Genomic DNA, 23,471 nt, shown 5'->3' with positions numbered 1-23,471 from the left:
CGGTCAGATGGTGCGGCGTGGTAGATCCCGGCGCGGTGCGGTGCTTTCGTGCGTCGAACCTTCCGGGTGACCGAGCGCACTGCGACAGGCTCGCCGCCCCGCGTAGGTTGGAGGCAACGACGCAGATCGGCAGAGCGCGGCGAGGGCGAAGGGACGCGGATGGCGGAAGTCGTAGTAGTGGGTTCGGGGCCGAACGGTCTTGCCGCGGCGGTGATCGCCGCCCGCGCCGGGTTGTCGGTGCGGGTCCTCGAAGCGCAGGAGCAGGCGGGCGGCGGATCGCGCACGGCCGAGCTGACGCTGCCCGGATTCCAGCACGACATCTGCGCGGGCGCGCATCCGATGGCGTTGGCGTCACCGTTCTTTCGCGCGTTCGACCTCGCGGCACACGGCGTCGAGCTGCTCACCCCGACCGTCTCCTACGCGCATCCCCTCGACGGCGGCGTCGCCGGATTGGCGTGGCGCAACCTCGAATCCACCGTCGCCGACCTCGGTCACGACGGTCGCGCGTGGCGCGCGCTGTTCGCACCGCTCGTCGAGCACTGGCCCGATGTCGTCGAGCTGGCCATGTCGGACCTACGGCACCCGCCGCTGCGCGTTCGCACCGGCCTCGCGTTCGCGATCCGCCTGCTCGAACAGGCATCCCCACTGTCGGACAACCGTTTCCGCGATGACGTCGCGCCCGCGATGATCAGCGGCGTGGCCGCTCACGCCATCACCTCACCACGCGCCTTTCCCGCCGTCGGCGCGGCGCTGCTGCTCGGTACGCTCGCGCACGCGGGCGGCTGGGTGATCCCGCGCGGGGGGAGCCAGGCGATCCCGAACGCGATGATCGCCGAAATCGAACGCCTCGGCGGCGAGGTACGCACCGGACACCGCGTCGACGATTTCGCCGAACTCGCTACCGCCCGCGCGGTGCTGTTCGACACCTCGCCCGCCGAACTCCAACGCATCGCCGGTGACCGGCTGCCGTCGCGCTACCGCGACAGCCTCGGGCGTTTCCGGTACGGCAACGCCGCCTGCAAGGTCGACTTCGCGCTGTCGGGACCGGTGCCGTGGGCCGCGCCGGGCGCCGACCTGGCGGGCACCCTGCACCTGGTCGGCACCAGGGCACAAGCCATGCACGCCGAACATCAGGTCGCCACCGGCACTTTCGCCGACCGGCCGTACGTGCTGGCCATCCAGCCGGGCGTGGTCGACCCCACCCGGGCGCCCGAGGGGCAGCACACCTTCTACACCTACGCCCACGTCCCCAACGGCACCGATCGCGATATCAGCGACCAGGTGATCGATCAGGTCGAACGCTTCGCGCCCGGTTTCCGCGACCTGATCCTGGCGAAACACGTGACACCGGCGGCCTTCATGCCCGCGCACAACGCCAACTACGTCGGCGGCGATATCTCGGCGGGCGCGATGACCACCCGACAGACCCTGTTCCGTCCGCTCGCTCGCTGGAATCCCTACTCCACCCCGATTCCGGGTACCTACCTGTGTTCGTCATCGACCCCGCCGGGCCCCGGCGTCCACGGGATGCCGGGTCTGCACGCGGCACATCACCTGCTGCGCACCAGATTCGGCATCGTCACCCACCCGCTCGACCTGTTGCGCGGCGCGGCGCCCGCCTACCGGTAGGGCTTGCTCGGCGCATCGTGCGTCTTGTCGGGCTCGAACACATCGGGCTCGAGGTAGATCGTGCACGTGTTCGGCACGGCGAGGTGAATGCGGTCGTCCGCGGCGTCGATCACCTGCGCTACCTGCGCGATATCCAACCCGGCGTGCAGCGCGATCCTGGCGTTGATCAACAGATCCTGCGGCCCGAGGTACTGGGTCTGCATCCCGATCACGCGTTCGATCCGCGGATCGGCCAGCAGCGCCGCGCGAATCGCGGTGTCGTCCTTGGTCGTCGCGCCCTCGCCGATCAGCAGACTCTTCGTCTCCACGATCAGGATCACCGCGTTCACGCCGAGCAGGATGCCGATGAACAGCGTGCCGACACCGTCCCACACCGCGTTCCCGGTGAGCACGGTCAGACTCACCCCGGCCAGGGCGAACAGCAGGCCGATGATCGCGCCCGCGTCCTCGAGCAGCACCACGGGCAGTTCGGGGTTACGGGTGTGGCGGATGAAATGCCACCACGAATTCTGGCCCTTCAACGGCGCCGACTGCTTGCGCGCGGTACGGAAACTGGCGCTCTCCAGTACCAGCGACACCCCGAGAATCGCGATCGCGACCCAGGCCGACGCGAGCTCCTCCGGGAACCGGATCTTGTGGATCGCCTCGTTGATCGCGAACAGCGACCCCATCACGAACAGGACCAGCGCGACGACGAACGAATAGAAGTACCGATTACGCGAATACCCGAAGGGGTGCAGCGTGTCCGGAGGCTGGTCGGCCCGGTTGCGCCCGACCAGCAGCAGCGCCTCGTTGCCGGTATCGGCCACCGAGTGCACCGCCTCGGCCAGCATCGACGACGAACCGGTGATGAACGCGCCGACGAACTTCGCGACCATGATCCCCGCGTTCGCCCCGAGCGCGGCGAGGATCGCGATCTTGCTGTCTCCACCTTGCTCGGCCATACCGAAACGCTACCGCCACCACGAGCCGCTCCCGACCCCCACGTTCTCGGCGCGCCTCCGCCTCTGGACTGAGCGGAGGGCGCGACGAAGGAGTACCCGGAGGGAGGGAAGAGGTGGAGTCAAGCGCCGAGAACCGCGGCGCCGACCGCTGCATAACTCTGTGCTCTCGGCGCGCCTCCGCCTCTGGACTGAGTGGAGGGTGCGACGAAGGAGTGCCCGGAGGGAGGGAAGAGGTGGAGTCAAGCGCCGAGAACCGCGGCGCCAGCCGCACAACAACACCGAGAACCGCGGCGCCAGCCGCTAGATAACTCTGTACAGGTCGGGTTCGAGGTAGATCAGGCTGGCGGGGGGGACCGCTGCGCGCACGCGCAGCTCGGCCGCGTCGATGGCCGCGGCGACAGCGGCGATGTCCAGGTTCGGCGCGAGCGCGACCTTGGCGGCGACCAGCAATTCGTCCGGGCCCAGGTATTGGGTCTTGAGGTGGATCACCGAGGTGATCTCGGTGCCGTCGACCAGGTTCTCGCGGATCGCACGGCCCTGTTCGGGGGTGGCGCCCTCACCGATGAGCAGGCTCTTCATCTCGATGATCAGCACGATCGCGATGACGCCGAGCAGGATGCCGATGCACAGGGTGCCGATGCCGTCGAAGATCGGGTCGTCGGTGACCATGGTGAGCCCGACGCCGCCGAGGGCGAGCACCAGACCGATCAGCGCGCCGGTGTCTTCCAGCAGCACCACCGGCAGCTCGGGGCTGCGCGAATTGCGGATGAACTGCCACCAGCTCGCGTTGCCCTTGAGCGGCTTGGATTCACCCACGGCGGTGAGGAAGCTGTAGGTCTCCAGGCCGATCGCGATCACCAGGATCACGATCGCGACGATCGGCTGACTCAGCTCCTCGGGATGCTGGATCTTGTGGATGCCCTCGTAGACCGCGAACACCGAACCGAGGGTGAACAGCACCAGCGCCACGACGAACGAGTAGAAGTAGCGATTGCGGCCGTACCCGAACTGGTGCAGCTCGTCGGCGTCCTTGGCGGCGGCGCGCTGCCCGAACAGCAGCAGGCCCTGGTTCGAGGTGTCGGCGACCGAGTGCACGCCTTCGGCCATCATCGACGCCGACCCCGTGATGAACGCGCCGACGAACTTGGCCACCGCGATTCCCGCATTGGCCGTCAACGCCGCGAGGATCGCCTTCTTGCCACCACCAGCCGACATACCGGCCCGCCCTTCTGCTCACTGAACCACGACTCGCCACAGCCTAATCGGAGGCTCGGGCGAAGCGGTCATCAGTCTGTCGCGCACGGCCGCGGCGAAGTCACCTGCTCGGAAGGTGGCGGGCCGGGTTCAGGTGTCGCCGACGCAGGCGCTGAACAGCTGGGCGGGACCACGCAGCGCGCGGGCTTTGAGGTCGCTGTCGGCGGCGGAAATCCAGGCCGCGCTGCCACGTTCGACGATGAGTGTGTGCCCGTTCTCGGAGAGCTCGACCGTGCCCGCGGTGCACAGCACGATGCCCGGCCCGGCGTCGGCGAGGACGACCGGTTCGTCGTCGGTGCCGAGGTCGAAGCGGCACAGGGCGAATTCCGGTGCGGGCGTCTGGTATCGGATACCGCCGTCGCCGCTGGGTTCGGGTTCGATCACCGGCAGGTCGATCGGCTCGAAGTCCAGTACCCGCAGCAGTTCGGGCACGTCGACGTGCTTGGGGGTGAGCCCGCCACGCAACACGTTGTCGGAATTTGCCATGATCTCCACGCCGACCCCGCGCAGGTAGGCGTGCAGGTTGCCGGCCGAGAGGAACAGCGCCTGGCCCGGCTCCAGGGTCAGCCGGTTGAGCAGGAGCGCCGCGAGGACACCGGCGTCGCCGGGGTAGGCCTCCGCGAGTTCGAGCGCGGTGCGCACCTCGGCGGTGAACTCCCGCGCGCCTTTGCTCGACAGGTAGCTCACACACCCCTCGAGCACCGTGGGCAGCAGCTTCGACAACACAGCGGGCGGCAGCGTGATCCAGGTGGTGAACAGGGTGCGCAGCCCGGCCGAATCAGGTTGGGCGGCAAGCAGTTCGGCGTAGATATTGAGGCCGGGCACATCCAGCGCGCGCAACAGCTCGACGGTGCGGTGTGGATCGCGGAATCCGGCCAGCGCCTCGAAACGTTCCAGCGCGACAACGAGTTCGGGCTTGTGGCTGTCGTCGCGATAGTTGCGCAGCGGCGAATCCAGTGCCACGCCGGTGCGGTTCTCGCGTTCGAAACCGGCCCGGGCCTGCGCCGAACTCGGGTGCGCCTGCAGCGACAGTGGTTCCTCGGCGGCGAGGATTTTCAGCAGAAACGGCAGCCTGGGGCCGAAAGTGTCCGCCACCGCGCCCAATTCGCGCACCGGGTCGGCGATCAGTACGTCGAGCAGCGAGCGGGTGCCCGATTCGGTGCGCACGTGCGCGGGATCGGCCGGGTGCGCGCCGAACCAGAGTTCGGCTTCGGGATGGGCCGATGGCACCGGCCGTCCGCACAGCTGAGCGAGCGCGGTGCGCGACCCCCATGCGTAAGAGCGCAGCGCACCAACGAGTTCCTGCACTAGTAGCGTCCCCCGTCGTATCGATCAGGTTCGGGCCCGGCGCCGTCGCGCCCACCGGTGAGCCGAAGGTAGGCCGCGGCCATGTCCAGCCGCAGCGCGAGCACGGCGAGCTGCTCGAGTTCGCTGCCGTGCCCGCCCCCCGCGGCGGAGTCGGCGGCGGTTCGTTCGATCGCGGGCGCGGCGCCGGGGTCGGCGAGCTGGGATTGCAGCACGTCGACATCGGCGTGGACCAGATCGGCGTCGACCAGGCCCGCGCCCGCGCCGTCGAAGACCGCGAGCTTGCGCCGCGCGGCAGCCTGATCGGGATGCACACTCAGGGCCAGCACCCGGACCCGGTCCACCGGTGCCGGTCCGTCGAGTTCCTCGTCATGGAACAGCGGATCGAAGCCGGGGGCGGTGGCGCCGGTGCTCGCGCCGAGTCGACCGACCGCGGCGACAGCGTCGGCGAGATCGGCGGCCGAGGCCAATCGACCCGCGGACTGCAGCAGCACCTCGGCCCCGTGACCGGCCAGTTCGACCGCCGCGGGGGAGTCGCCCGCGAGGACGACGCCCACCCCGTGCATCCGCGCGGCGAGGGTCTTCGCCGGGTTGTGGAACACCTCGTTGGTCGGGCCGTCGCGCAGCGCTTCGGCGTCGAGCATGTCGGCCAGTGCGGTGAGATCGGGCGTGGCCGGGCCGCTGCGCTGGGCGTCGACACCGCGCAGCACCGCGATACCGACCGCGAGGAAACGCAGCAGCCGATTGTGGTCGAGGACGGGCACCCTCGGTTCGAGCACGATCGCTCGGCCGGCGGCGACCGCGCGCAACGGACCCTCGTTGGGGGCGGCGACCACCACCTCGGCGCTGCGGCGCAGGGCGCGGTCCACGGCGTCGATCAACCGTGGGTCGCCCGCGTCGTCGCCGGCCACCAGGACCACGTCCAGCGGGCCGACCCACGGTGGCAGTGCGGTGACGGGCACGATCGGCAGCCCGGCCCGGTCGCCGAGCGTGGCGACGAGCAGCCCGGCCGCGCGCGTGGCGCGACCCGATCCCGTGACCAGCACCAGGCTGCGCGGGCGCAGGTCGGAGAGCCGTTCGATGAGCGAGGTCTCGGCGACCGCCGCCGCGGTGGCCCGCACCTGGGCGCCGCCGGAGGCCGCCGAACGCAGGGCGCCGCCGGTGTCGGCGGCTGCCAGCGACTCGGCATCGTCGAGGTCGAATACCGGTGTTCCAGCGATCATCGCCGAATCCACCTCCCCTCATCGCGCGGCGTCGTCTGTGACTCCACTATTCCAGCCGGGCACCGGCAATGCTCGTAATCCGCCGTCGCCGAATACCGGACCGCCGAATGCCGGGCATGTGATTCCACGGGTACTGGTTTCATCTTCCCAGTCAGGCGCGGACGATGCTCAGGATCTCGGTTACGAGTGCGTCTACATCGTCGCGCGATCCGGCCTCGACATTGAGTCGAAGTAGCGGTTCGGTATTCGATGCGCGCAGGTTGAACCACGCGTGGCCGCCCAGGTCGACGGTGACGCCGTCCATGCGGTCCACCGACTCGGTCCGGTCGGCGAACGCGGCGAGCACGGCGGCGGTGCGGTCGGCGGCATCGGCGACGGTCGAGTTGATCTCGCCCGAGGCCGCGTACACGTCGTAGGCGGCCATGAGGTCGGAGACCGTCCGCTCGCCCTCGCCGAGCGCGGCCAGCACGTGCAGCGCGGCCAGCATGCCCGAGTCGGCGCCCCAGAAATCGCGGAAGTAGTAGTGCGCCGAGTGCTCGCCGCCGAACACCGCGCCGGTCGAGGCCATCTCCTGCTTGATGAACGAGTGTCCGACCCGTGTGCGCACCGGCTTGCCGCCCAGCTCCTCGACCAGTTCGGGGACCGCGCGCGAGGTGATCAGGTTGTGGATGACGGTCGCGCCCGGCTCCTTGGCCAGCTCGCGCTGCGCCACGAGCGCCGTGATCGCCGAGGGGGACACGGGCTCGCCGCGCTCGTCGACGACGAAGCAGCGGTCGGCGTCGCCGTCGAAGGCCAGACCGATGTCGGCGCCGCTGGAGCGCACCAGCGCCTGCAGGTCGACGAGGTTCTTCGGATCGAGCGGGTTGGCCTCGTGGTTGGGGAACGAGCCGTCGAGTTCGAAGTACAGCGGCACGATCGTGACCGGGGCGAGAGCGCCGAGGACGGCGGGCACGGTGTGGCCGCCCATGCCGTTGCCCGCGTCGACCGCGATGGTGAGTGGGCGGATCTCGTCGAGATTCACCAGTTCGCGCAGGTAGTTCGCGTAATCGGCGAGCAGATCGGTGCTGGTCGCGGTGCCGGGCGCGCCGTCGTAGGCGGGCACGCCGCCGGTGACCTCCGCGGCGATGGTCGCCAGGCCGGTGTCCTGGCCGACGGGCAGTGCGTTCGCGCGGCACAGCTTGATGCCGTTGTACTCGGCGGGGTTGTGGCTGGCGGTGAACATGGCGCCGGGACAGCCGAGCTTGCCCGAGGCGAAGTAGAGCTGGTCGGTGGAGGCCAGGCCGATGTGCACCACATCGAGACCCTGGGCCCGCACGCCATGGGCGAACGCCTCGGACAGCGCGGGGGAGGACGCCCGCATGTCGTGGCCGATCACGACGCGGGTGGCGCCTTCGCCGCGCATCAGGCGCGCGAAGGAAGCGCCGACATCGCCGACGAACGCCTCGTCGATCTGTTCGCCCACCAGCCCGCGGACGTCATAAGCCTTGATCACGGCATTCACGAGTTCGCCAGAGCGCGCGAGGGTCGTCATGCGGCTAACCCTAGCGGGCTGCACCGACTCTTCGGGATCCTGGCCGGACTAGCTACGGATCGGGCAGAACACGGAGATGGCCGCGACGGCCGGTCCGTGCGGTGCGGGGGGCCGCGGGGGCGTTGTCGCGGTAGCCCGGCTGGTCGGCTTCGGCGGCGGGGCGGCGGCGCAGGCCCGCTTCGCGCACGGCTTCGGCCAGGGCGGTGAGATCGTCGTCGTCCGGGGTGCTCGAGGAGAAGCCGCCTTCGTGGCGGACCAGTTCCCAGCCCTTGGGCGCGGTGATCCGGCAGGCGTGCGTTTCGCAGAGATCCCATGAGTGCGGTTCGGCGACGGTGGCCAGGGGGCCGACGACGGCGGTCGAGTCGGAGTACACATACGTCAGCGTCGCTACAGCCGGGTTCTTGCAGCCGGGTCGGCAGCAACGACGCAGAGGGATCACGACGTCGAGATTAGCCCTCTACGGCCCGAAAGTGGATACGGACACGCCCTAAGTAACAGGGCAGAGGTTCACGGGATGGGCACAGTCGCGCAACGTTTGTCGGTCTTGCGCATTGCGGCGGCCAAGGCGGCGGTTTCGCCGGATGGTCGTTGTCGCGCAGCGTCGTTGGTCTTGTGCGCACGGCCGCAGCGTAGGCGGCGGTTTCGCTGGATGGTTGTTGTCGCGCAGCGTCGTTGGTCTTGTGCGCACGGCCGCAGCGTAGGCGGAGGTTTCGCTGGATGGTTGTTGTCGCGCAGCGTCGTTGGTCTTGTGCGCACGGCCGCAGCGTAGGCGGAGGTTTCGCCTACTCGGGTTCGGGGTCGATCAGATCGGGGTCGACGCCGAGGTAGGTCGCGATCTGCTGGACGAGTACCTCGCGCAGCAACTCGACCAGGTCGTCGGGGTCGGCGGCCCGCAATTCCAGCGGTTTGCGGAACAACACCACTCTGGCGCGGGTGGCCGCACCGTGTCGGTCGACGCCCGCGGGGATCAGCCGCGACAGCGGCACCGGCCCGTCGGCGACCACCTCATCCGGCCAGGTGACCGAATCAGGATGCAGCGGACGGATTTTCGGAACATCGTCGACGGCGATGTCGAGCTTGGTGAGGCGATCGTGCCAGCGGGTGTCGAGTGGGGCGAACGCTTCGAGCACCAGCCGATCGAATTTCTGGCCCCTGGTGCGCCACGCGGGCACGGTCGGCGGGAGCATGGGGCCACGGACTCCGCGGCCGCGGCGGGTGACCGAACGGGCGGTGGGTGCCGGGGAATGACGCCGGGAACGTGCCATGGGTCTTTCACCTCTCGCCTGCACCGTGAGCTGGAAGGGCGTTCGCCCGGAGACACCGACGTACTGCGCCTGCGTGGCTCCGGGCCAGGCCTGGAGAGAGTCTACTTTCGAACAGCCACTTAACCGATTCCGCGCTTCAGCCTGCGACGCTCTCGTTCCGAGAGACCGCCCCAGATGCCGAAGCGTTCATCATGTGCCAGTGCGTATTCCAGGCACTGGTCACGTACTTCGCAGCCCAAGCAGATCCGCTTTGCCTCACGCGTCGAGCCGCCCTTCTCGGGGAAGAACGCCTCGGGGTCGGTCTGCGCGCAGAGGGCACGTTCCTGCCACTGCTCTTCGATCGACTCGAACATTTCGTCGAAGCCCGTCACGACCAGACTCAGCCGGGGAGCCGCGACTTCGCTTTCCACGTCCGGTTCCTGCCAGCTCATGTCAGCGCAGACAGCGTGAGCTGCGCCTGCTGTGGAATCGGTCGGTGAGACCAGATCTTCGGTCATCGTTCCGCCTCCTCACTATGTGTTAGCGCAGAATGATTCTTTCCGTCGGTCCGATGAGATTTCCGACGGCCCAACACCGCGATGTAGTCTCGCGGGCTTCCCCGAGCCTGCCTTCCGGCGTCCACTGCGCTGTGTGTGCGCGTTGTGTCCGTTTCGGCGAGTTGAAACCTTCTCGCAAACGCCCCCGCGCTATGCCCTCTCGCGGTGACCGGAATGACATGTCTGTGATTAGACACGCCGCACTTGCCGGTGGTCAACCCGCCGTCACCCTTCCGTTACACTCCGCACCCGCCTTTCGTGTTGATCTTGTTATGCGTTGTGGCAAATTCTCAGCAACTTCGTTGTAATTCGGCGCGGAATCAACCGGCAATCGCCACTCACTAGGCTGTGACCCTGTGACTGCACAACACGCGGCGCGCGAGCCCAAGATCGCCGTTCTCGTCGGCGGTGTCGGCGGTGCCCGGTTCCTCCAGGGCGTCCGGCACCTGCTGCCCGAAGCCGACATCTCGGCCATCGTCAACGTCGGCGACGACGTCTGGATGCATGGCCTTCGCATCTGCCCCGACCTCGATACCTGCATGTACACCCTCGGCGGTGGCATCGATACCGAACGTGGCTGGGGTCACGCGGACGAAACCTGGCATGCGAAAGAGGAGCTGGCGAAATACAACGCCCAGCCCGATTGGTTCGGTCTGGGCGATCGCGATATCGCCACCCACCTCATTCGCACCGAAATGCTGCGCGCCGGATATCCGCTGTCCGCGGTCACCGAAGCGCTGTGTAATCGGTGGCAGCCAGGGGTGAAGCTGATTCCGGCTACCGACGATCGCTGTGAAACCCATGTGGTGGTCAGCGACCCCGACAATGCTGGCGAACGTCGCGCGATCCACTTTCAGGAATGGTGGGTGCGCTACCGCGCGGCGCTGCCGACGCACGGATTCGCCTCGATCGGGGCCGAGCAAGCCACGCCGGCACCGAATGTGACCGAGATCATAAGCTCCGCTGACGCCGTATTGCTGGCGCCCTCGAACCCCGTGGTGAGCATCGGCGCGATCCTCTCGGTGCCCGGGATCAGGGGCACGCTACGCACCAGCGAAGCCAAGGTGATCGGCCTCTCGCCGGTGATCGACGGAAAGCCGTTGCGCGGCATGGCCGATGAATGTCTGACCGCGATCGGCGTCGAGTCCACGGCGGAGGCGATCGGCCGCCACTACGGCGCCCGTTCGACCACCGGCATTCTCGACGGGTGGCTGGTGCACTCCACCGACTCCGCCGACGTTCCGGGCGTCGAGGTGCGCAGCGTGCCGCTGTTGATGAGCGACCCCGAGGCGACCGCTGAAATGGCGCGCGCCGCACTGGAACTGGCGGGTGTGAAGGCATGAGCGAGCAGCGCAACGGCACCGTCGGGGCATTGCCCGACCACGCCGCCGACGAGTTGCGGATCCTTCCGGTGACCGGCCTGCCCGAGTTCCGGCCCGGCGACGACATCGCCGAACATCTTGCGACGCAAGCGCCCTGGCTCGCCGACGGCGACATCATCGTGGTCACCAGCAAGATCGTGTCGAAGGCCGAGGGGCGCATCGTGGTGGCGCCGATCGACCCCGAGGAGCGTGACGCCGTTCGGCGCAGGCTCGTCGAGGACGAGGCTGTTCGGGTGCTGGCGCGCAAGGGTCGCACCCTCATCACCGAGAACCGGCTCGGCATCGTGCAGGCCGCCTCCGGTGTCGACGGTTCCAATGTGGCGCAGGGCGAATTGGTGCTGCTGCCTGTCGATCCCGACGGCAGCGCGAAGTCGCTGCGCACCGCGCTCGCGCAGCGGCTCGGCGTCGACGTGGCCGTCGTCATCACCGACACCATGGGCCGGGCCTGGCGCAACGGGCAGATCGACGCGGCCATCGGCGCGGCGGGGCTGCGCGTGCTGCACGATTACGACGGCGCCGTCGATGAGCAGGGCAACGAGCTGCACGTCACGCAGGTGGCCATCGCCGATGAACTCGCCGCGGCCGCGGATCTGGTCAAGGGCAAGCTCGGTGGGGTACCGGTGGCGGTCGTGCGTGGGCTGAGCACCGACGACGACGGGTCGACCGCCGCCACGCTGCTGCGCGGCGGCATCGACGACCTGTTCTGGCTCGGCACCGCCGAAGCCCTCGAACAGGGCCGCAAAGAAGCTGTGCCGCTGCGCCGTTCGGTGCGCGCGTTCACCGACGAGGCGGTGGACCCGGCCCGCATCCGCGCCGCCGTGGCGGTCGGCCTCACCGCGCCCGCGCCGCACCACACCCGCCCGGTGCGGTTCGTCTGGTTGCGCAAGGCGACGCTGCGGGCCCAGCTGCTCGATGCCATGGCCGAGAAGTGGAGCGAGGACCTCACCGCCGACGGGCTCGACGCCGAGCGCGTGCGGCGTCGAATCGCGCGTGGCCGCATCCTTTTCGACGCGCCGGAGGTGATCATCCCGTTCTGCGTGCCCGACGGCGCCCACGAGTACCCCGACGCTCGTCGCCGGGCCGCCGAGCAGACCATGTTCACGGTGGCCGTCGGCGCGGCGGTGCAGGGCCTGCTGGTGGCGTTGGCCGCCGACGGCCTCGGTAGCTGCTGGATCGGCTCGACCATCTTCGCGCCCGAGATCGTTCGCGAGGTGCTCGGGTTCGATGAGGACTGGATGCCGTTGGGTGCCATCGCGATCGGTCATCCGCGCGACGAGCCGGTCGCCCGCGCCGTCGGTGCGGTCGGTATGGGCCTGGTGGAACTGTGAGCGCGGAGTCGCTGCACGCCTCGGCGACCGAGCTGCTCACCGACTGGGAACCCGCGACCCGTGCGGATCACTCACTGCGCGAAGCGATTCTGGCCTTTCTCGGCGCCGCACCGCGCGGTTGCCTGCGCGAATTCGCGCCCGGCCACATCACCGCGTCGGCGATCGTGCTGTCCCACGATCGTCGCGACATCCTGCTCACCCTGCACCCGCGGGTCGGTCGCTGGATCCAGCTGGGTGGGCATTGCGAACCCGAGGACAAGACCGTGCAGGACGCGGCGCTGCGGGAGGCGACAGAGGAATCCGGCATCCCCGACCTGCTTCTCACGTCGGGTCTGTACGGTGCGCAGGCGCACCCGATCACCTGCTCACTCGGCGTGCCGACGCGGCATCTCGACCTGCTCTTCGAGATCGTGGCGCCCCCCGGCGCGGTACCGATCCGCAGCGCTGAATCGACCGATCTACGGTGGTGGCCGATCGACGGGCTACCACCCGGCGCCGACGTACTCCTTCCGGTCAGAGGCCAAATGTAAAGGCCCCTGAAAAGGTCACTGACCTGTAACGATGGCGACCGTGCTCAGTTCGGGCACGGTCGCCATCCGCATTCTCGGACCACTTTTGCTTTACAAATTGGCTGATTTGTCTAGACAGCGGACGCATCCGGACATATCGTCTGTAACAGAGAGTTACGCACATCACACCTGTGAGATGTGCCTCGGAACTGGAGACGATGATGTCGACTGATGCCAACGCGTCCGAGCAGCGGGTCGCACCGCCGCCGTGGCGAGATTCCAAGCGATATTTGTGGCTGTGGGGCCTGTTCGCCCCCACCGGCCTGTTCACGATCGCGATCCCCCTGATCTGGGGCCTCAACCAGCTCGGCTGGCATCGCCTCGCCGAAGTACCGTTCTGGCTCGGTCCGGTGCTGGTCTATCTCGTGATCCCGGTAGCCGACCTGTTCTTCGGCCCGGACGGCAACAACCCGCCCGACGAGGTGATGGAGTACCTGGAGAACGACAAGTACTACCGCTACCTCACCTACCTGTACCTGCCGTTCCAGTACGCGTCGCTGGTCTTCGCCTGCTACATCATCTCCGCGCCGAACCTGCACTGGCTCGGCTTCCCCGGTGGTGCCAACGTGGTCGACAAGATCGGTATCGCGATCAGCGTGGGCATGATCGGCGGCATCGGCATCAACACCGCGCACGAACTCGGGCACAAGAAGGTCGACCTGGAGCGCTGGCTCGCGCGCATCGCGCTGGCGCAGTCGTTCTACGGGCACTTCTACATCGAGCACAACCGTGGCCATCACGTGCGGGTCGCCACTGCGGAGGATCCCGCGAGTTCGCGTATCGGTGAGTCCTTCTGGGCGTTCTGGCCGCGCACGGTCTGGGGCAGTCTGCGCTCGGCCTGGCATCTCGAGAAGGAGCGTCTGGGCCGACTCGACAAGAGTCCGTGGACGCTGCGCAACGACGTACTCAACGCCTGGGCGATGTCGGTGGTGTTGTGGCTGGGATTGATCGCGGTGTTCGGTATCGAGGTGCTGCCGTATCTGGTCCTGCAGGCCGTGGTCGGATTCAGCCTGCTCGAGTCGGTGAACTACCTCGAGCACTACGGCCTGGTGCGGCAGAAGACCGCGTCCGGCCGCTACGAACGACCGGCGCCCGAGCACAGCTGGAACAGCGACCACATCGTCACCAACATCTTCCTCTACCACCTGCAACGCCACAGCGACCATCACGCGTATCCGACCCGGCGTTACCAGACGCTGCGCAGCTGGGACGGCGCGCCGAACCTGCCGAGTGGCTACGCCAGCATGATCCTGATCGGCTACTTCCCGCCGATCTGGCGCAAAGTGATGGACAAGCGCGTACTCGCGCATTACGGCGGGGACATCACTCTCGCCAACATCGAACCCAAGCGCCGCGAGCGGGTGCTGGAGAAGTACGCGACCGAGGTCGGATCATGAGCGCTTACAGATGCCCGGTGTGTGAATTCGTCTTCGATGAAGCCAAAGGCGCGCCACGCGAAGGATTTCCGCCTGGCACACTGTGGGCGGCCGTTCCCGACGACTGGTGCTGTCCGGACTGCGGGGTGCGGGAGAAGATCGACTTCGAGGCGGTAGGAGAATCGGTGTGACCGACTACAAGCTGTACCAGTGCGCGCAGTGCGGTTTCGAGTACGACGAGGCCCAGGGCTGGCCCGACGACAACATCGCGCCCGGCACGCTCTGGGACGACATCGACGACGACTGGACCTGCCCGGACTGCGGTGCTCGCAAGTCCGACTTCTTCATGGTCGAGATCGAACGTTCGTGAGCGTCGCGGGTACCCCGCGCACCGGTCCGCGCATCCCGTACCAGGAGGCCGCGCGCGAACTACTGCGCAACTCGGTCCTGGACGGGATGCGCGAACTGCTCACCGAGCGTGACTGGTCGAAGGTCACGCTCGGCGATGTCGCGGCACGGGCCGGGGTGAGCAGACAGACGCTCTACAACGAGTTCGGGTCGCGCGCGGGGCTCTCGCAGGCCTACGCACTGCGCCTGGCCGACGACCTCGTCGACCATGTGCGCGAGGCGCTCGACGCGAATATCGGTGACGCGCGCGCCGCGATCCAGGTGGGGATGTCCGGATTCTTTCTTTCCGCCGCGGGCGACCCACTGGTCCGTTCGCTACTGAGCGGGGAGATGAAGCCGGATCTGTTGCGGTTGATCACCCTCGACGCGGCACCGCTGCTCGGCCACGCCACCGCGCGCCTGACCGAGGTGTTCGCGCACAGCTGGGTGAACGCGACCGACGCCGAGGCCGATGTGCTCGCGCACGCGCTGGTGCGGATCGCCCTGAGCTACATTCCGAACCCACCCATGCCCGAGCGCGACGCCCCGGCCGAGATGAGCGCATTGCTCAGTCCGTACGTCGAGGCAATCGTGCAGGTACGAGGGATGCGAATCTCATCCGGTGAAGTGGATCACTGAGAAATGTCACCAGTTCTGATTCGCTCCTGTGTAACCATCACCACGTTTGATGAGCTGCCGCTGTGTAACAGGCCTATTGTCTGTCAGTATTCACATCGGTCGTCGATTGGTCTTTTTGTAGCGGAGCGGGTGTGCAAACGGTTGGCAAACCGGGGGATTTTCGTGATCCCAAGCGGTATCTCTGGGCCTTAGGGCTGATCGCCCCGGCGAGCGCGCTGTTGCCCTCCCAGTTGGTATTCCATACCAAGGCGGAAGTCTTCTGGTGGATCGGGCCTGTCATCGTCCTGATCGCCATTCCGGTGCTGGACTGGATCGTGGGTGAAGACGGTAACAATCCCCGCGAGGAGGATTACGCCGCACTCTCCGCCGACCGGTACTACCGGTGGTGCACCTATCTGTTCCTGCCGATCCAGTTCGTCAGCCTCGCCGTGGCCTGTTTCATGTGGACGAGTCCCGAGCTGGCCCTGATCGACAAGCTCGGATTGGCCGCCACGGTGGGCTTCGTGAGCGGCATCGGGATCAACGCCGCCCACGAACTGGGACACCGGGTGGAGAGTGCCGAGAAATTGCTGTCGAAGATCGCGCTGTCCCAGTCGGGGTACGGGCACTTCTTCGTCGAGCACAATCGCGGACACCACGCCCGGGTCGCGACCCCGGAGGATCCGGCCAGCGCCCGGCTGGGGGAATCGCTGTGGGAGTTCTTGCCGCGCAGCGTGATCGGCGGATTCCGATCGGCCGTGCACCTCGAGCGCGCCCGCCTGCACCGGCAGGGCCGCGGCTGGTGGAGCGCCAGCAACAACATCCTGCAGGCCTGGGCGATGACCGCGGTGCTGTTCGGTTCGTTGACGCTGGCGTTCGGCCCGACGATTCTGCCGTGGCTGGCCATCCAGGGCGCGATCGGCATCGCGCTGCTCGAGACCGTCAACTATGTCGAGCACTACGGACTGCTGCGCGCGCGCAAAGCCAACGGCCGCTACGAACGATGCTCCCCGCGCGACAGCTGGAACTCCGACCGCCTGGTCACCAACATCTTCCTGTTCCATCTGCAGCGCCACAGCGACCACCACGCCAACCCGGGACGCCGCTACCAGACACTGCGCAGCAGCGAAGAAGCGCCGCAGCTGCCCGCCGGGTACGCCACCATGATCGTGCTCGCCGCCGTTCCGCCGCTGTGGCGCGCGGTGATGGACCCCAAAGTGGCGGCGCACTACGGCGGCGACCTGAGCCTGGCCAACGTCGCGCCCGCGAAGCCGCGACGGTTGCTGGCCCGGTACCGCGCCGCGGCCTGAGAGACCACCTCGACGGAGGAGGGGAACTCGCGCGGGCCCAAGCGGTAACCTAGCCAGCGTGACGACCTCAGAACTCCCCGCGCGCACAGAGCTCACCCCCGACGTCCGTAACGGCATCGACTACAAGGTGGCAGATCTCTCGCTGGCCGAATTCGGCCGCAAGGAGATCCGCCTCGCCGAGCACGAGATGCCGGGCCTGATGGCGCTGCGCCGTGAATACCACGACGTCCAGCCGCTGAAGGGCGCGCGAATCTCCGGATCGCTGCACATGACGGTCCAGACCGCCGTCCTGATCGAAACCCTCGTCGCTCTCGGCGCCGACGTGCGCTGGGCTTCCTGCAACATCTTCTCCACCCAGGATCACGCCGCCGCCGCGATCGTGGTCGGCCCCAACGGCACCGTCGACGAGCCCAAGGGCATCCCCGTGTTCGCCTGGAAGGGCGAGACGCTGGAGGAGTACTGGTGGGCCGCCGAGCAGATGCTCACCTGGCCCAACTCCCCGGCCAACATGATCCTCGACGACGGTGGCGACGCCACCATGCTCGTGCTGCGCGGTGCGCAGTTCGAGAAGGCAGGCGTGGTTCCGCCCGCCGACGCCGACCACTCGGCCGAGTACACGGTGTTCCTCGACCTGCTGCGCGAGAGCCTCGAGGCCGACAAGACCAAGTGGAGCGCCATCGCCGAGTCGGTCAAGGGCGTCACCGAGGAGACCACCACCGGCGTGCTGCGGCTGTACCAGTTCGCCGCCGCGGGTGAACTGGTGTTCCCGGCGATCAACGTCAACGACTCGGTCACCAAGTCCAAGTTCGACAACAAGTACGGCACCCGCCACTCGCTGATCGACGGCATCAACCGCGGCACCGACGTGCTCATCGGCGGCAAGAAGGTGCTGATCTGCGGTTACGGCGACGTCGGCAAGGGCTGCGCGGAGTCGCTCGCGGGCCAGGGCGCGCGCGTGCAGGTCACCGAGATCGACCCGATCAACGCGCTGCAGGCGCTGATGGACGGCTACGACGTGGTCACCGTCGAGCAGGCGATCGGCGACGCCGACATCGTCATCACCTCCACCGGCAACAAGGACATCATCACCCTCGACCACATGAAGGCGATGAAGGATCACTCGATCCTGGGCAACATCGGCCACTTCGACAACGAGATCGATATCGCGGCGCTGGAGCGTTCGGGCGCGACCCGGATCAACATCAAGCCGCAGGTCGACGAGTGGACCTTCCAGGAGACCGGCAAGGCGATCGTCCTGCTGTCCGAAGGTCGTCTGCTGAACCTGGGCAACGCCACCGGCCACCCCTCGTTCGTCATGTCCAACAGCTTCTCCAACCAGGTCATCGCCCAGATCGAGCTGTGGACGAAGCCGGAAGAGTACGACAACGAGGTCTACCGCCTGCCCAAGCACCTCGACGAGAAGGTCGCCAAGATCCACGTCGAAGCCCTCGGTGGCACCCTGACCAGGCTCACCAAGGACCAGGCCGAATACATCAACGTGGACGTGGAAGGCCCGTACAAGCCGGACCACTACCGCTACTGAGTTCTGTCGGCCACGGTGGCCCGTCGACCTTCGGTCGGCGGGCCACCGTCGTCAGCTCGCCCGACCGGCCCGGAGTTCTGGGGGCTGTGCGGGTAGCCTGCTGCGCATGGGCGTGCTGATTGCGGTCGAGGGGCTCGATGGTGCCGGTAAACGGACCTTGATCGAGGGGCTGATCGCTGAATTGTCCGCGAAGGGCTTGCGAGCGGACAGTCTGGCCTTTCCGCAGTACGGGCATTCGATCCACGCCGATCTCGCGGCGGAAGCACTGCGCGGCGGGAACGGCGACCTGGCCGGGTCGATCAACGGCATGGCGATCATGTTCGCGCTCGACCGGGCCGCGGCGCGCGCGGAACTGCTGGATCTTCTCGGCGGCAACGACATCGTGATCCTGGACCGGTGGGTGGCGTCCAACGCCGCCTATTCGGCCGCGCGGGGGCACCAGGACGCCGACGGTGAAATCGTCTCGTGGGTGGGCGATCTGGAATTCGGCAGGCTCGAACTGCCGCCGCCGGATCTCACCGTGCTGCTCGACGTGTCCACCGAGGTGGCGGCCGAACGGGCCCGTCGCCGAGGCGAACTCGACGACACGCGCGCCCTCGATGCCTACGAACGGGACGGCGGTCTGCAACGGCGCACCGGCGAGGTCTATCGTGAACTCGCCGACCGCGACTGGTTCGGCCGGTGGTGGACATACCGATCCGATGACGATAGGCCTGCGCTACTCACCCTCTGCTCGGAAATCTTTTCCGGATAAGGTTGGATACGCGACGGGTTCGCACCATTAATGGCGTGGCGGCCCGATCCTGGCCTGGGAGATGACAACATAGGACTATGAAGCCCAAGATTCTGGTCGTCGACGACGATATGGCACTCGCTGAGATGCTGACCATCGTCTTGCGCGGGGAAGGGTTCGACCCGCATGTGGTGGGCGACGGCACACAGGCCCTGTCAGCGGTGCGGGAGATCCGCCCCGATCTGGTACTGCTCGACCTGATGCTGCCCGGCATGAACGGCATCGACGTATGCCGGGTGCTGCGGGCCGATTCCGGCGTTCCGATCGTCATGCTCACCGCCAAGACCGATACGGTCGATGTGGTCCTCGGCCTGGAGTCCGGCGCCGACGATTACATCGTCAAACCGTTCAAGCCCAAGGAACTCGTCGCCCGGGTGCGAGCGCGTCTGCGCCGCACCGAGGATGAGCCCGCCGAGCTGCTCTCGATCGCCGATATCGTCATCGACGTGCCCGCGCACAAGGTGACCCGCGGCCCCGGGCAGATCTCGCTCACCCCACTGGAGTTCGACCTGCTGGTCGCGCTCGCGCGCAAGCCACGTCAGGTGTTCACCCGCGAGGTGTTGCTCGAACAGGTGTGGGGCTATCGGCACGCCGCGGACACCCGTCTGGTGAACGTGCACGTGCAGCGACTGCGCGCCAAGGTCGAGAAGGATCCGGAGAACCCGGAGATCGTGCTGACCGTACGCGGTGTCGGTTACAAGGCCGGACCGCCGTGATCGATCACTGCGGGGCGCCGCTGTGACCACTGGTCCAGTGGCGCAGCTGCGGCGATGGGTGAGCCCGATCATGGCCTGGTTCCAGGCCGTCGGGACCGCACTCGGCCACCTGTGGCGCCGATCGCTGCAGCTGCGAGTCATCGTCTCGACATTGACCCTGTCGCTCATCGTGATCACGATCCTCGGGGTCGTACTCACCGGTCAGATCACCGACCGTCTCCTCGAAGCCAAGATCAACGCGGCTGTCGAGGAGATGGATCGTGCCCGCAGCACGATCGAGAACAAGATGTCCGGCGTACCGTCGAGCAACAGCCAGGATCAGCAACTCGCCGACGCGCGCGCCGCGCTGTCCAGCCGGGGCGGCACCGGGCAGTCCAGCGGCGCCGCGGGCAGTTTCGACTCGGCGCTGGCGATGGTCGGTGGCACGCCGCCACACGAGATCGCGGCCGGACCGCTCGCCGAGGTGCCGCAGGAGCTGCGCCGATTCGTCCAGCGCAACCAGGTCTCCTACCAGTTCACCACCGTCTCCGACCCTGACGGCTATCGAGGGCGCGCGCTGATCATCGGCAGCCCGAGCGCCGAGGTGGCGACCCTGGAGATCTACCTGATCTTCCCGCTGGCCAGCGAGGAATCGAGCCTGTCGCTGATGCGCGGCACGATGCTCATCGGTGGCGTCGTGCTGCTGGTGTTGCTCGCCGCGATCACCGCGCTGGTGACCAGGCAGGTGGTGCTGCCGATCCGGTCGGCGGCACGGATCGCGGGCCGATTCGCCGACGGCCGACTCAAAGAACGCATGCTGGTGCGCGGCGAGGACGACATGGCGCGCCTGGCGCAGGCGTTCAACGAGATGGCCGAGAGCCTGTCGAACCAGATCACCCAGCTCGAGGAGTTCGGCAATCTGCAGCGCCGTTTCACCTCCGATGTCAGTCACGAACTGCGCACCCCGCTCACCACGGTGCGCATGGCCGCCGACCTCATCCACGGCTCCAGCGACGAGCTCGATCCGGCCCTCGCGCGCAGCTCCGAGTTGCTGGTCAACGAACTCGACCGATTCGAGGGCCTGCTCAACGACCTGCTCGAGATCTCCCGCCACGACGCGGGCGTGGCCGAATTGCAGATCGAATCGCTGGATGTGCGGATGTGCGCGCGTGCCGCGATCTCCACGGTGCGCCACCTGGCCCGCGACGCCGAGATCGAGGTCGTGATCGACCTGCCGGAGGAACCGGTGGTCGCCGAGGTCGACCCGCGTCGCGTCGAGCGCGTGCTGCGCAACCTGCTCGCCAACGCGATCGACCACTCCGAGGGCAAGCCGGTGCTGATCCGCATGCGCGGTGACGCCGAGGCCAACGCCGTCGCGACCGTGGTGCGCGATCAGGGCGTCGGGCTGCGGCCCGGTGAGGAAAAGCTGGTGTTCAACCGGTTCTGGCGCTCCGACCCCTCGCGGGTGCGCCGCTCCGGCGGCACCGGACTCGGCTTGTCGATCAGTGTCGAGGACGCCAATCTGCACGAGGGCAGGCTGGAGGCCTGGGGCGATCCCGGTGTCGGGGCGAGCTTCCGGCTGCTGCTGCCGATGGTGCGCGGTCGCAAACTCGGCCAGAGCCCGCTCGCCCTGGAACCGATGCTGCGCAAGGTCCCCGCGTTGCCGGAAGCCGAGCTGGAGCCGACGAACATCGAGGCCGAACCCGCCGAGCCGGCCGGATCCGAGTCGGCCACGGTCGAGGAGACGGGAACGGAGCCGATCGCGGCGGAGTCGACGGAGACCGCATCGTCGATTACCGAACCGGCGGGTGTCGAACCGCGCGACAACGTGTCAGCGCAGGAGCACGGCATCGAATCGCCCTCGGCGGGCGCGCGTCCAGAGACCAACGGACGCGACGCTGCCGAGCTCGATGTCGACGAGTCGACATCCACCGAGACCAGAGACAGGAAGTCATGACTAGTGCGCGTGGTGATCGTCGGGATCGGCACGGCGCCGCACTGGTCGCGGCGGTGCTGGCCGGGCTGATGCTGCTCACCGGGTGCGCCAGCCTGCCGGAGTCCTCCGCGCCGCAGGCGCTCGGCACGATCAACCGCGCCCCGACCTCGCAGGGCCCGACCCCGCCGATCTCGGGTCGCGACCCCGACCTGTTGCTCGGCGATTTCCTCACCGCCAGCGCCGACCCCACCGACCGGCACGCCGCGGCCCGCCAGTACATGGCGCCCGAGACGGCGGCAAGCTGGAACGACGAGGCGAGCACCACCATCGTCGACGACCGCCCCGACACCCTGCGCGAGTCGCGGTCGGGCGACAAGGCCAGCTATGTGCTGCGGGCCCGCAAGGTCGGCGAGCTCGCCGGCGACGGCGGCTATCGCGCCGTCGAGGGCACTCTCGAGAACAAGATCGAGATGAGCAAGATCGACGGCGAGTGGCGGATCACCGAGCTGCCGCCGGGCGTGGTGATGGACAACGACGCGTTCGTCAAGTCCTACCACCACTACGTCCTGAACTACATCGACCCGGGCAGTTCGCTGTTGGTCCCGGATCCGCGCTGGATCTCGGTGCCGCGTGCCCAGCTCACCGAGCGACTGATCGGCATGCTCGCCGAGGGACCGCAGGCCGCGATCGCCCCGGTGGTGCGCAACCAGTTGGCGCAGCCGGTCTCGCTGCGCGGTCCGATCACCAAGGCCAACAACGAGCCGGGCGACGTCGGCATCGGCATCGGTGGGGTGCGCATCGACTTCGCGGGCATCGGCGCACTCGGCCCGCGCGACCGCGAACTGCTCGCCGCGCAGGTGGTGCTCACCCTGGCCGGCGCCGACATCCTCGGTCCCTACGTGCTGCTCGCCGATGGCAAGCCGCTCGACGACCGGTACGCGGCCAACGGCTGGTCGGTCGCCGACGTCGACCAGTACAGCGCCTCGGCGCCCGGCCAGAACCGGATCGGCTTACACGCCCTGCGTAACGGCACCCTGGTCCAGGTCACTCCGGACGGGATCGTCACGCCGAGTGGTTCCTTCGGTGAGGCGACCAATCTGCAGTCCGTCGGCATCTCCGCCGACGGCCAGTTCGTCGCGGCGGTCGCCGACTCCGGCAAACCGCTGCCAGAACCCGCCCGCACGCTGCTGATCGGCAACTATGGCGCCAAGGCGTTCGCGGTCGCCGAGGGCGCCACCATCGCCCGTCCCTCCTGGACCAGCGACGGCGGCGCCGCGTGGACGGTGATCGACGGCGACCGGGTCGTCCGGGCGGTCACCGATCGCGCCACCGGCAATGTCACCACCGAGGATGTCGACATCAGCGCCCTGTTCGACGGCGCGGGCGCCCCACGGGCGCCGATCAACGAGGTGGTGGTCTCGCGCACCGGCGTGCGCGCGGCGCTGATCGCCGATGGCAAGGTCTATGTCGCGGTGGTCGTACGCCGTCCCGACGGCAAATACGCGCTCACCTCACCGCTGCCGCTCGCGCTCGGCTTGAGCTCGCGCGCGGTGTCGTTGAGCTGGGTCACCGGTGACACGGTCATGGTAGCGAGGGAGGGCAACGTCGATCCGGTGTTCACCGTCTCCATCGACGGCTCCCAGTTCAGCCCCGTAACCTCGCAGAACCTGACCCCACCGGTGCGGGTGGTAACAGCGGCCCCGGCCACGCAGTACGTGGGCGATTCCCGGGCCGTCCTACAGCTACAGACCGCCGATCCGACACGTAACGATCGTTTCTGGCGCGAGGTGCCCGGATTGACCGGAGAACGCGTTGTGCCGGTGCTGCCGAGCTGAGGATGTCGGTAC

22 protein-coding genes are annotated in these 23,471 nt (G+C 67.9%); 14 read left to right on the top strand and 8 right to left on the bottom strand.

Annotation, left to right across the window (positions count from 1 at the left end; translation table 11 throughout):
* The first annotated feature begins 159 nt into the window (after window positions 1-159).
* Window positions 160-1,629: a phytoene desaturase family protein gene (locus NA12_RS15610; RefSeq protein ID WP_067450798.1), complete on the top strand. Its 1,470-nt coding sequence runs from the start codon at window positions 160-162 to the stop codon at window positions 1,627-1,629.
* On the opposite strand, the gene NA12_RS15605 is transcribed toward NA12_RS15610, so the two are convergent.
* The 8 genes from NA12_RS15605 to NA12_RS15570 form a co-directional block, all read right to left on the bottom strand.
* Window positions 1,620-2,573, bottom strand: coding sequence for a cation diffusion facilitator family transporter (locus NA12_RS15605; protein ID WP_067450795.1), 954 nt, complete (start codon window positions 2,571-2,573; stop codon window positions 1,620-1,622). The two genes, NA12_RS15610 and NA12_RS15605, sit on opposite strands and share 10 nt — an antisense overlap.
* A 300-nt stretch (window positions 2,574-2,873) precedes the next feature.
* Window positions 2,874-3,788 carry a cation diffusion facilitator family transporter gene (locus NA12_RS15600; protein WP_067450791.1) on the bottom strand — a complete coding sequence of 305 codons (915 nt, stop codon included), beginning with the start codon at window positions 3,786-3,788 and terminating at the stop codon, window positions 2,874-2,876.
* Window positions 3,789-3,917: 129 nt separating this feature from the next.
* Window positions 3,918-5,135, bottom strand: a complete 1,218-nt coding sequence (gene manA, locus NA12_RS15595; RefSeq protein ID WP_067450788.1) for a mannose-6-phosphate isomerase, class I — start codon at window positions 5,133-5,135, stop codon at window positions 3,918-3,920.
* The gene (locus NA12_RS15590; RefSeq protein WP_067450785.1) at window positions 5,135-6,355 is read right to left on the bottom strand and encodes an amino acid adenylation domain-containing protein; all 1,221 of its coding nucleotides are present in this window, start codon (window positions 6,353-6,355) and stop codon (window positions 5,135-5,137) included. Before NA12_RS15590 ends, manA begins: the two co-directional genes overlap by 1 nt.
* A gap of 151 nt (window positions 6,356-6,506) precedes the next feature.
* Window positions 6,507-7,886, bottom strand: coding sequence for a phosphomannomutase/phosphoglucomutase (locus NA12_RS15585; protein ID WP_067450781.1), 1,380 nt, complete (start codon window positions 7,884-7,886; stop codon window positions 6,507-6,509).
* 52 nt (window positions 7,887-7,938) lie between these two features.
* A complete protein-coding gene (locus NA12_RS15580) occupies window positions 7,939-8,325 on the bottom strand; it encodes a DUF3499 domain-containing protein (protein WP_132369676.1) in 387 nt (128 codons plus the stop codon).
* 343 nt (window positions 8,326-8,668) lie between these two features.
* Window positions 8,669-9,151 (bottom strand): metallopeptidase family protein, encoded by a 483-nt coding sequence (locus NA12_RS15575; protein WP_194826429.1) that lies wholly within the window; start codon window positions 9,149-9,151, stop codon window positions 8,669-8,671.
* Between the two features lie 119 nt (window positions 9,152-9,270).
* Window positions 9,271-9,504 carry a WhiB family transcriptional regulator gene (locus NA12_RS15570; protein ID WP_133733920.1) on the bottom strand — a complete coding sequence of 78 codons (234 nt, stop codon included), beginning with the start codon at window positions 9,502-9,504 and terminating at the stop codon, window positions 9,271-9,273.
* Window positions 9,505-10,043: 539 nt separating this feature from the next.
* Here NA12_RS15570 and cofD point away from each other — a divergent pair.
* The 13 genes from cofD (at window position 10,044) to lpqB (ending at window position 23,459) form a co-directional block, all read left to right on the top strand.
* Window positions 10,044-11,030: a 2-phospho-L-lactate transferase gene (gene cofD / locus NA12_RS15565; RefSeq protein WP_067450773.1), complete on the top strand. Its 987-nt coding sequence runs from the start codon at window positions 10,044-10,046 to the stop codon at window positions 11,028-11,030.
* The gene (locus tag NA12_RS15560; protein ID WP_067450770.1) at window positions 11,027-12,397 is read left to right on the top strand and encodes a coenzyme F420-0:L-glutamate ligase; all 1,371 of its coding nucleotides are present in this window, start codon (window positions 11,027-11,029) and stop codon (window positions 12,395-12,397) included. The genes cofD and NA12_RS15560 overlap by 4 nt, the downstream gene beginning before the upstream one ends.
* Window positions 12,394-12,927: an NUDIX hydrolase gene (locus tag NA12_RS15555; protein WP_067450767.1), complete on the top strand. Its 534-nt coding sequence runs from the start codon at window positions 12,394-12,396 to the stop codon at window positions 12,925-12,927. The genes NA12_RS15560 and NA12_RS15555 overlap by 4 nt, the downstream gene beginning before the upstream one ends.
* Window positions 12,928-13,127: 200 nt before the next feature.
* Entirely contained in the window at window positions 13,128-14,363 is a 1,236-nt protein-coding gene (locus NA12_RS15550; RefSeq protein WP_207905579.1) for an alkane 1-monooxygenase, read from the top strand.
* Window positions 14,360-14,533, top strand: a complete 174-nt coding sequence (locus NA12_RS15545) for a rubredoxin (RefSeq protein ID WP_067450761.1) — start codon at window positions 14,360-14,362, stop codon at window positions 14,531-14,533. Before NA12_RS15550 ends, NA12_RS15545 begins: the two co-directional genes overlap by 4 nt.
* On the top strand, window positions 14,530-14,712 hold the full coding sequence (locus tag NA12_RS15540; RefSeq protein ID WP_067450758.1) for a rubredoxin: 183 nt from the start codon (window positions 14,530-14,532) through the stop codon (window positions 14,710-14,712). The genes NA12_RS15545 and NA12_RS15540 overlap by 4 nt, the downstream gene beginning before the upstream one ends.
* A complete protein-coding gene (locus tag NA12_RS15535) occupies window positions 14,709-15,368 on the top strand; it encodes a TetR/AcrR family transcriptional regulator (RefSeq protein ID WP_067450755.1) in 660 nt (219 codons plus the stop codon). Before NA12_RS15540 ends, NA12_RS15535 begins: the two co-directional genes overlap by 4 nt.
* A gap of 131 nt (window positions 15,369-15,499) precedes the next feature.
* On the top strand, window positions 15,500-16,657 hold the full coding sequence (locus tag NA12_RS15530) for an alkane 1-monooxygenase (protein ID WP_067450752.1): 1,158 nt from the start codon (window positions 15,500-15,502) through the stop codon (window positions 16,655-16,657).
* 58 nt (window positions 16,658-16,715) lie between these two features.
* Window positions 16,716-18,200 carry an adenosylhomocysteinase gene (gene ahcY / locus NA12_RS15525; RefSeq protein ID WP_067450749.1) on the top strand — a complete coding sequence of 495 codons (1,485 nt, stop codon included), beginning with the start codon at window positions 16,716-16,718 and terminating at the stop codon, window positions 18,198-18,200.
* 106 nt (window positions 18,201-18,306) lie between these two features.
* Window positions 18,307-18,954 (top strand): dTMP kinase, encoded by a 648-nt coding sequence (locus NA12_RS15520; RefSeq protein WP_067450746.1) that lies wholly within the window; start codon window positions 18,307-18,309, stop codon window positions 18,952-18,954.
* Window positions 18,955-19,031: 77 nt separating this feature from the next.
* Window positions 19,032-19,709 (top strand): MtrAB system response regulator MtrA, encoded by a 678-nt coding sequence (gene mtrA / locus NA12_RS15515; RefSeq protein WP_056813049.1) that lies wholly within the window; start codon window positions 19,032-19,034, stop codon window positions 19,707-19,709.
* A gap of 70 nt (window positions 19,710-19,779) precedes the next feature.
* A complete protein-coding gene (gene mtrB, locus NA12_RS15510; protein ID WP_243654818.1) occupies window positions 19,780-21,645 on the top strand; it encodes an MtrAB system histidine kinase MtrB in 1,866 nt (621 codons plus the stop codon).
* Window positions 21,642-23,459, top strand: a complete 1,818-nt coding sequence (gene lpqB, locus NA12_RS15505; RefSeq protein ID WP_067450742.1) for an MtrAB system accessory lipoprotein LpqB — start codon at window positions 21,642-21,644, stop codon at window positions 23,457-23,459. Before mtrB ends, lpqB begins: the two co-directional genes overlap by 4 nt.
* The last annotated feature ends 12 nt before the right edge of the window (window positions 23,460-23,471 follow it).

The organism is Nocardia alba NBRC 108234 (assembly GCF_001612665.1).
Taxonomy (GTDB): Bacteria; Actinomycetota; Actinomycetes; order Mycobacteriales; family Mycobacteriaceae; genus Nocardia; species Nocardia alba.
Note: the sequence above shows the minus strand (reverse complement) of the source record. Positions and strands in the feature narration are given on the sequence as shown.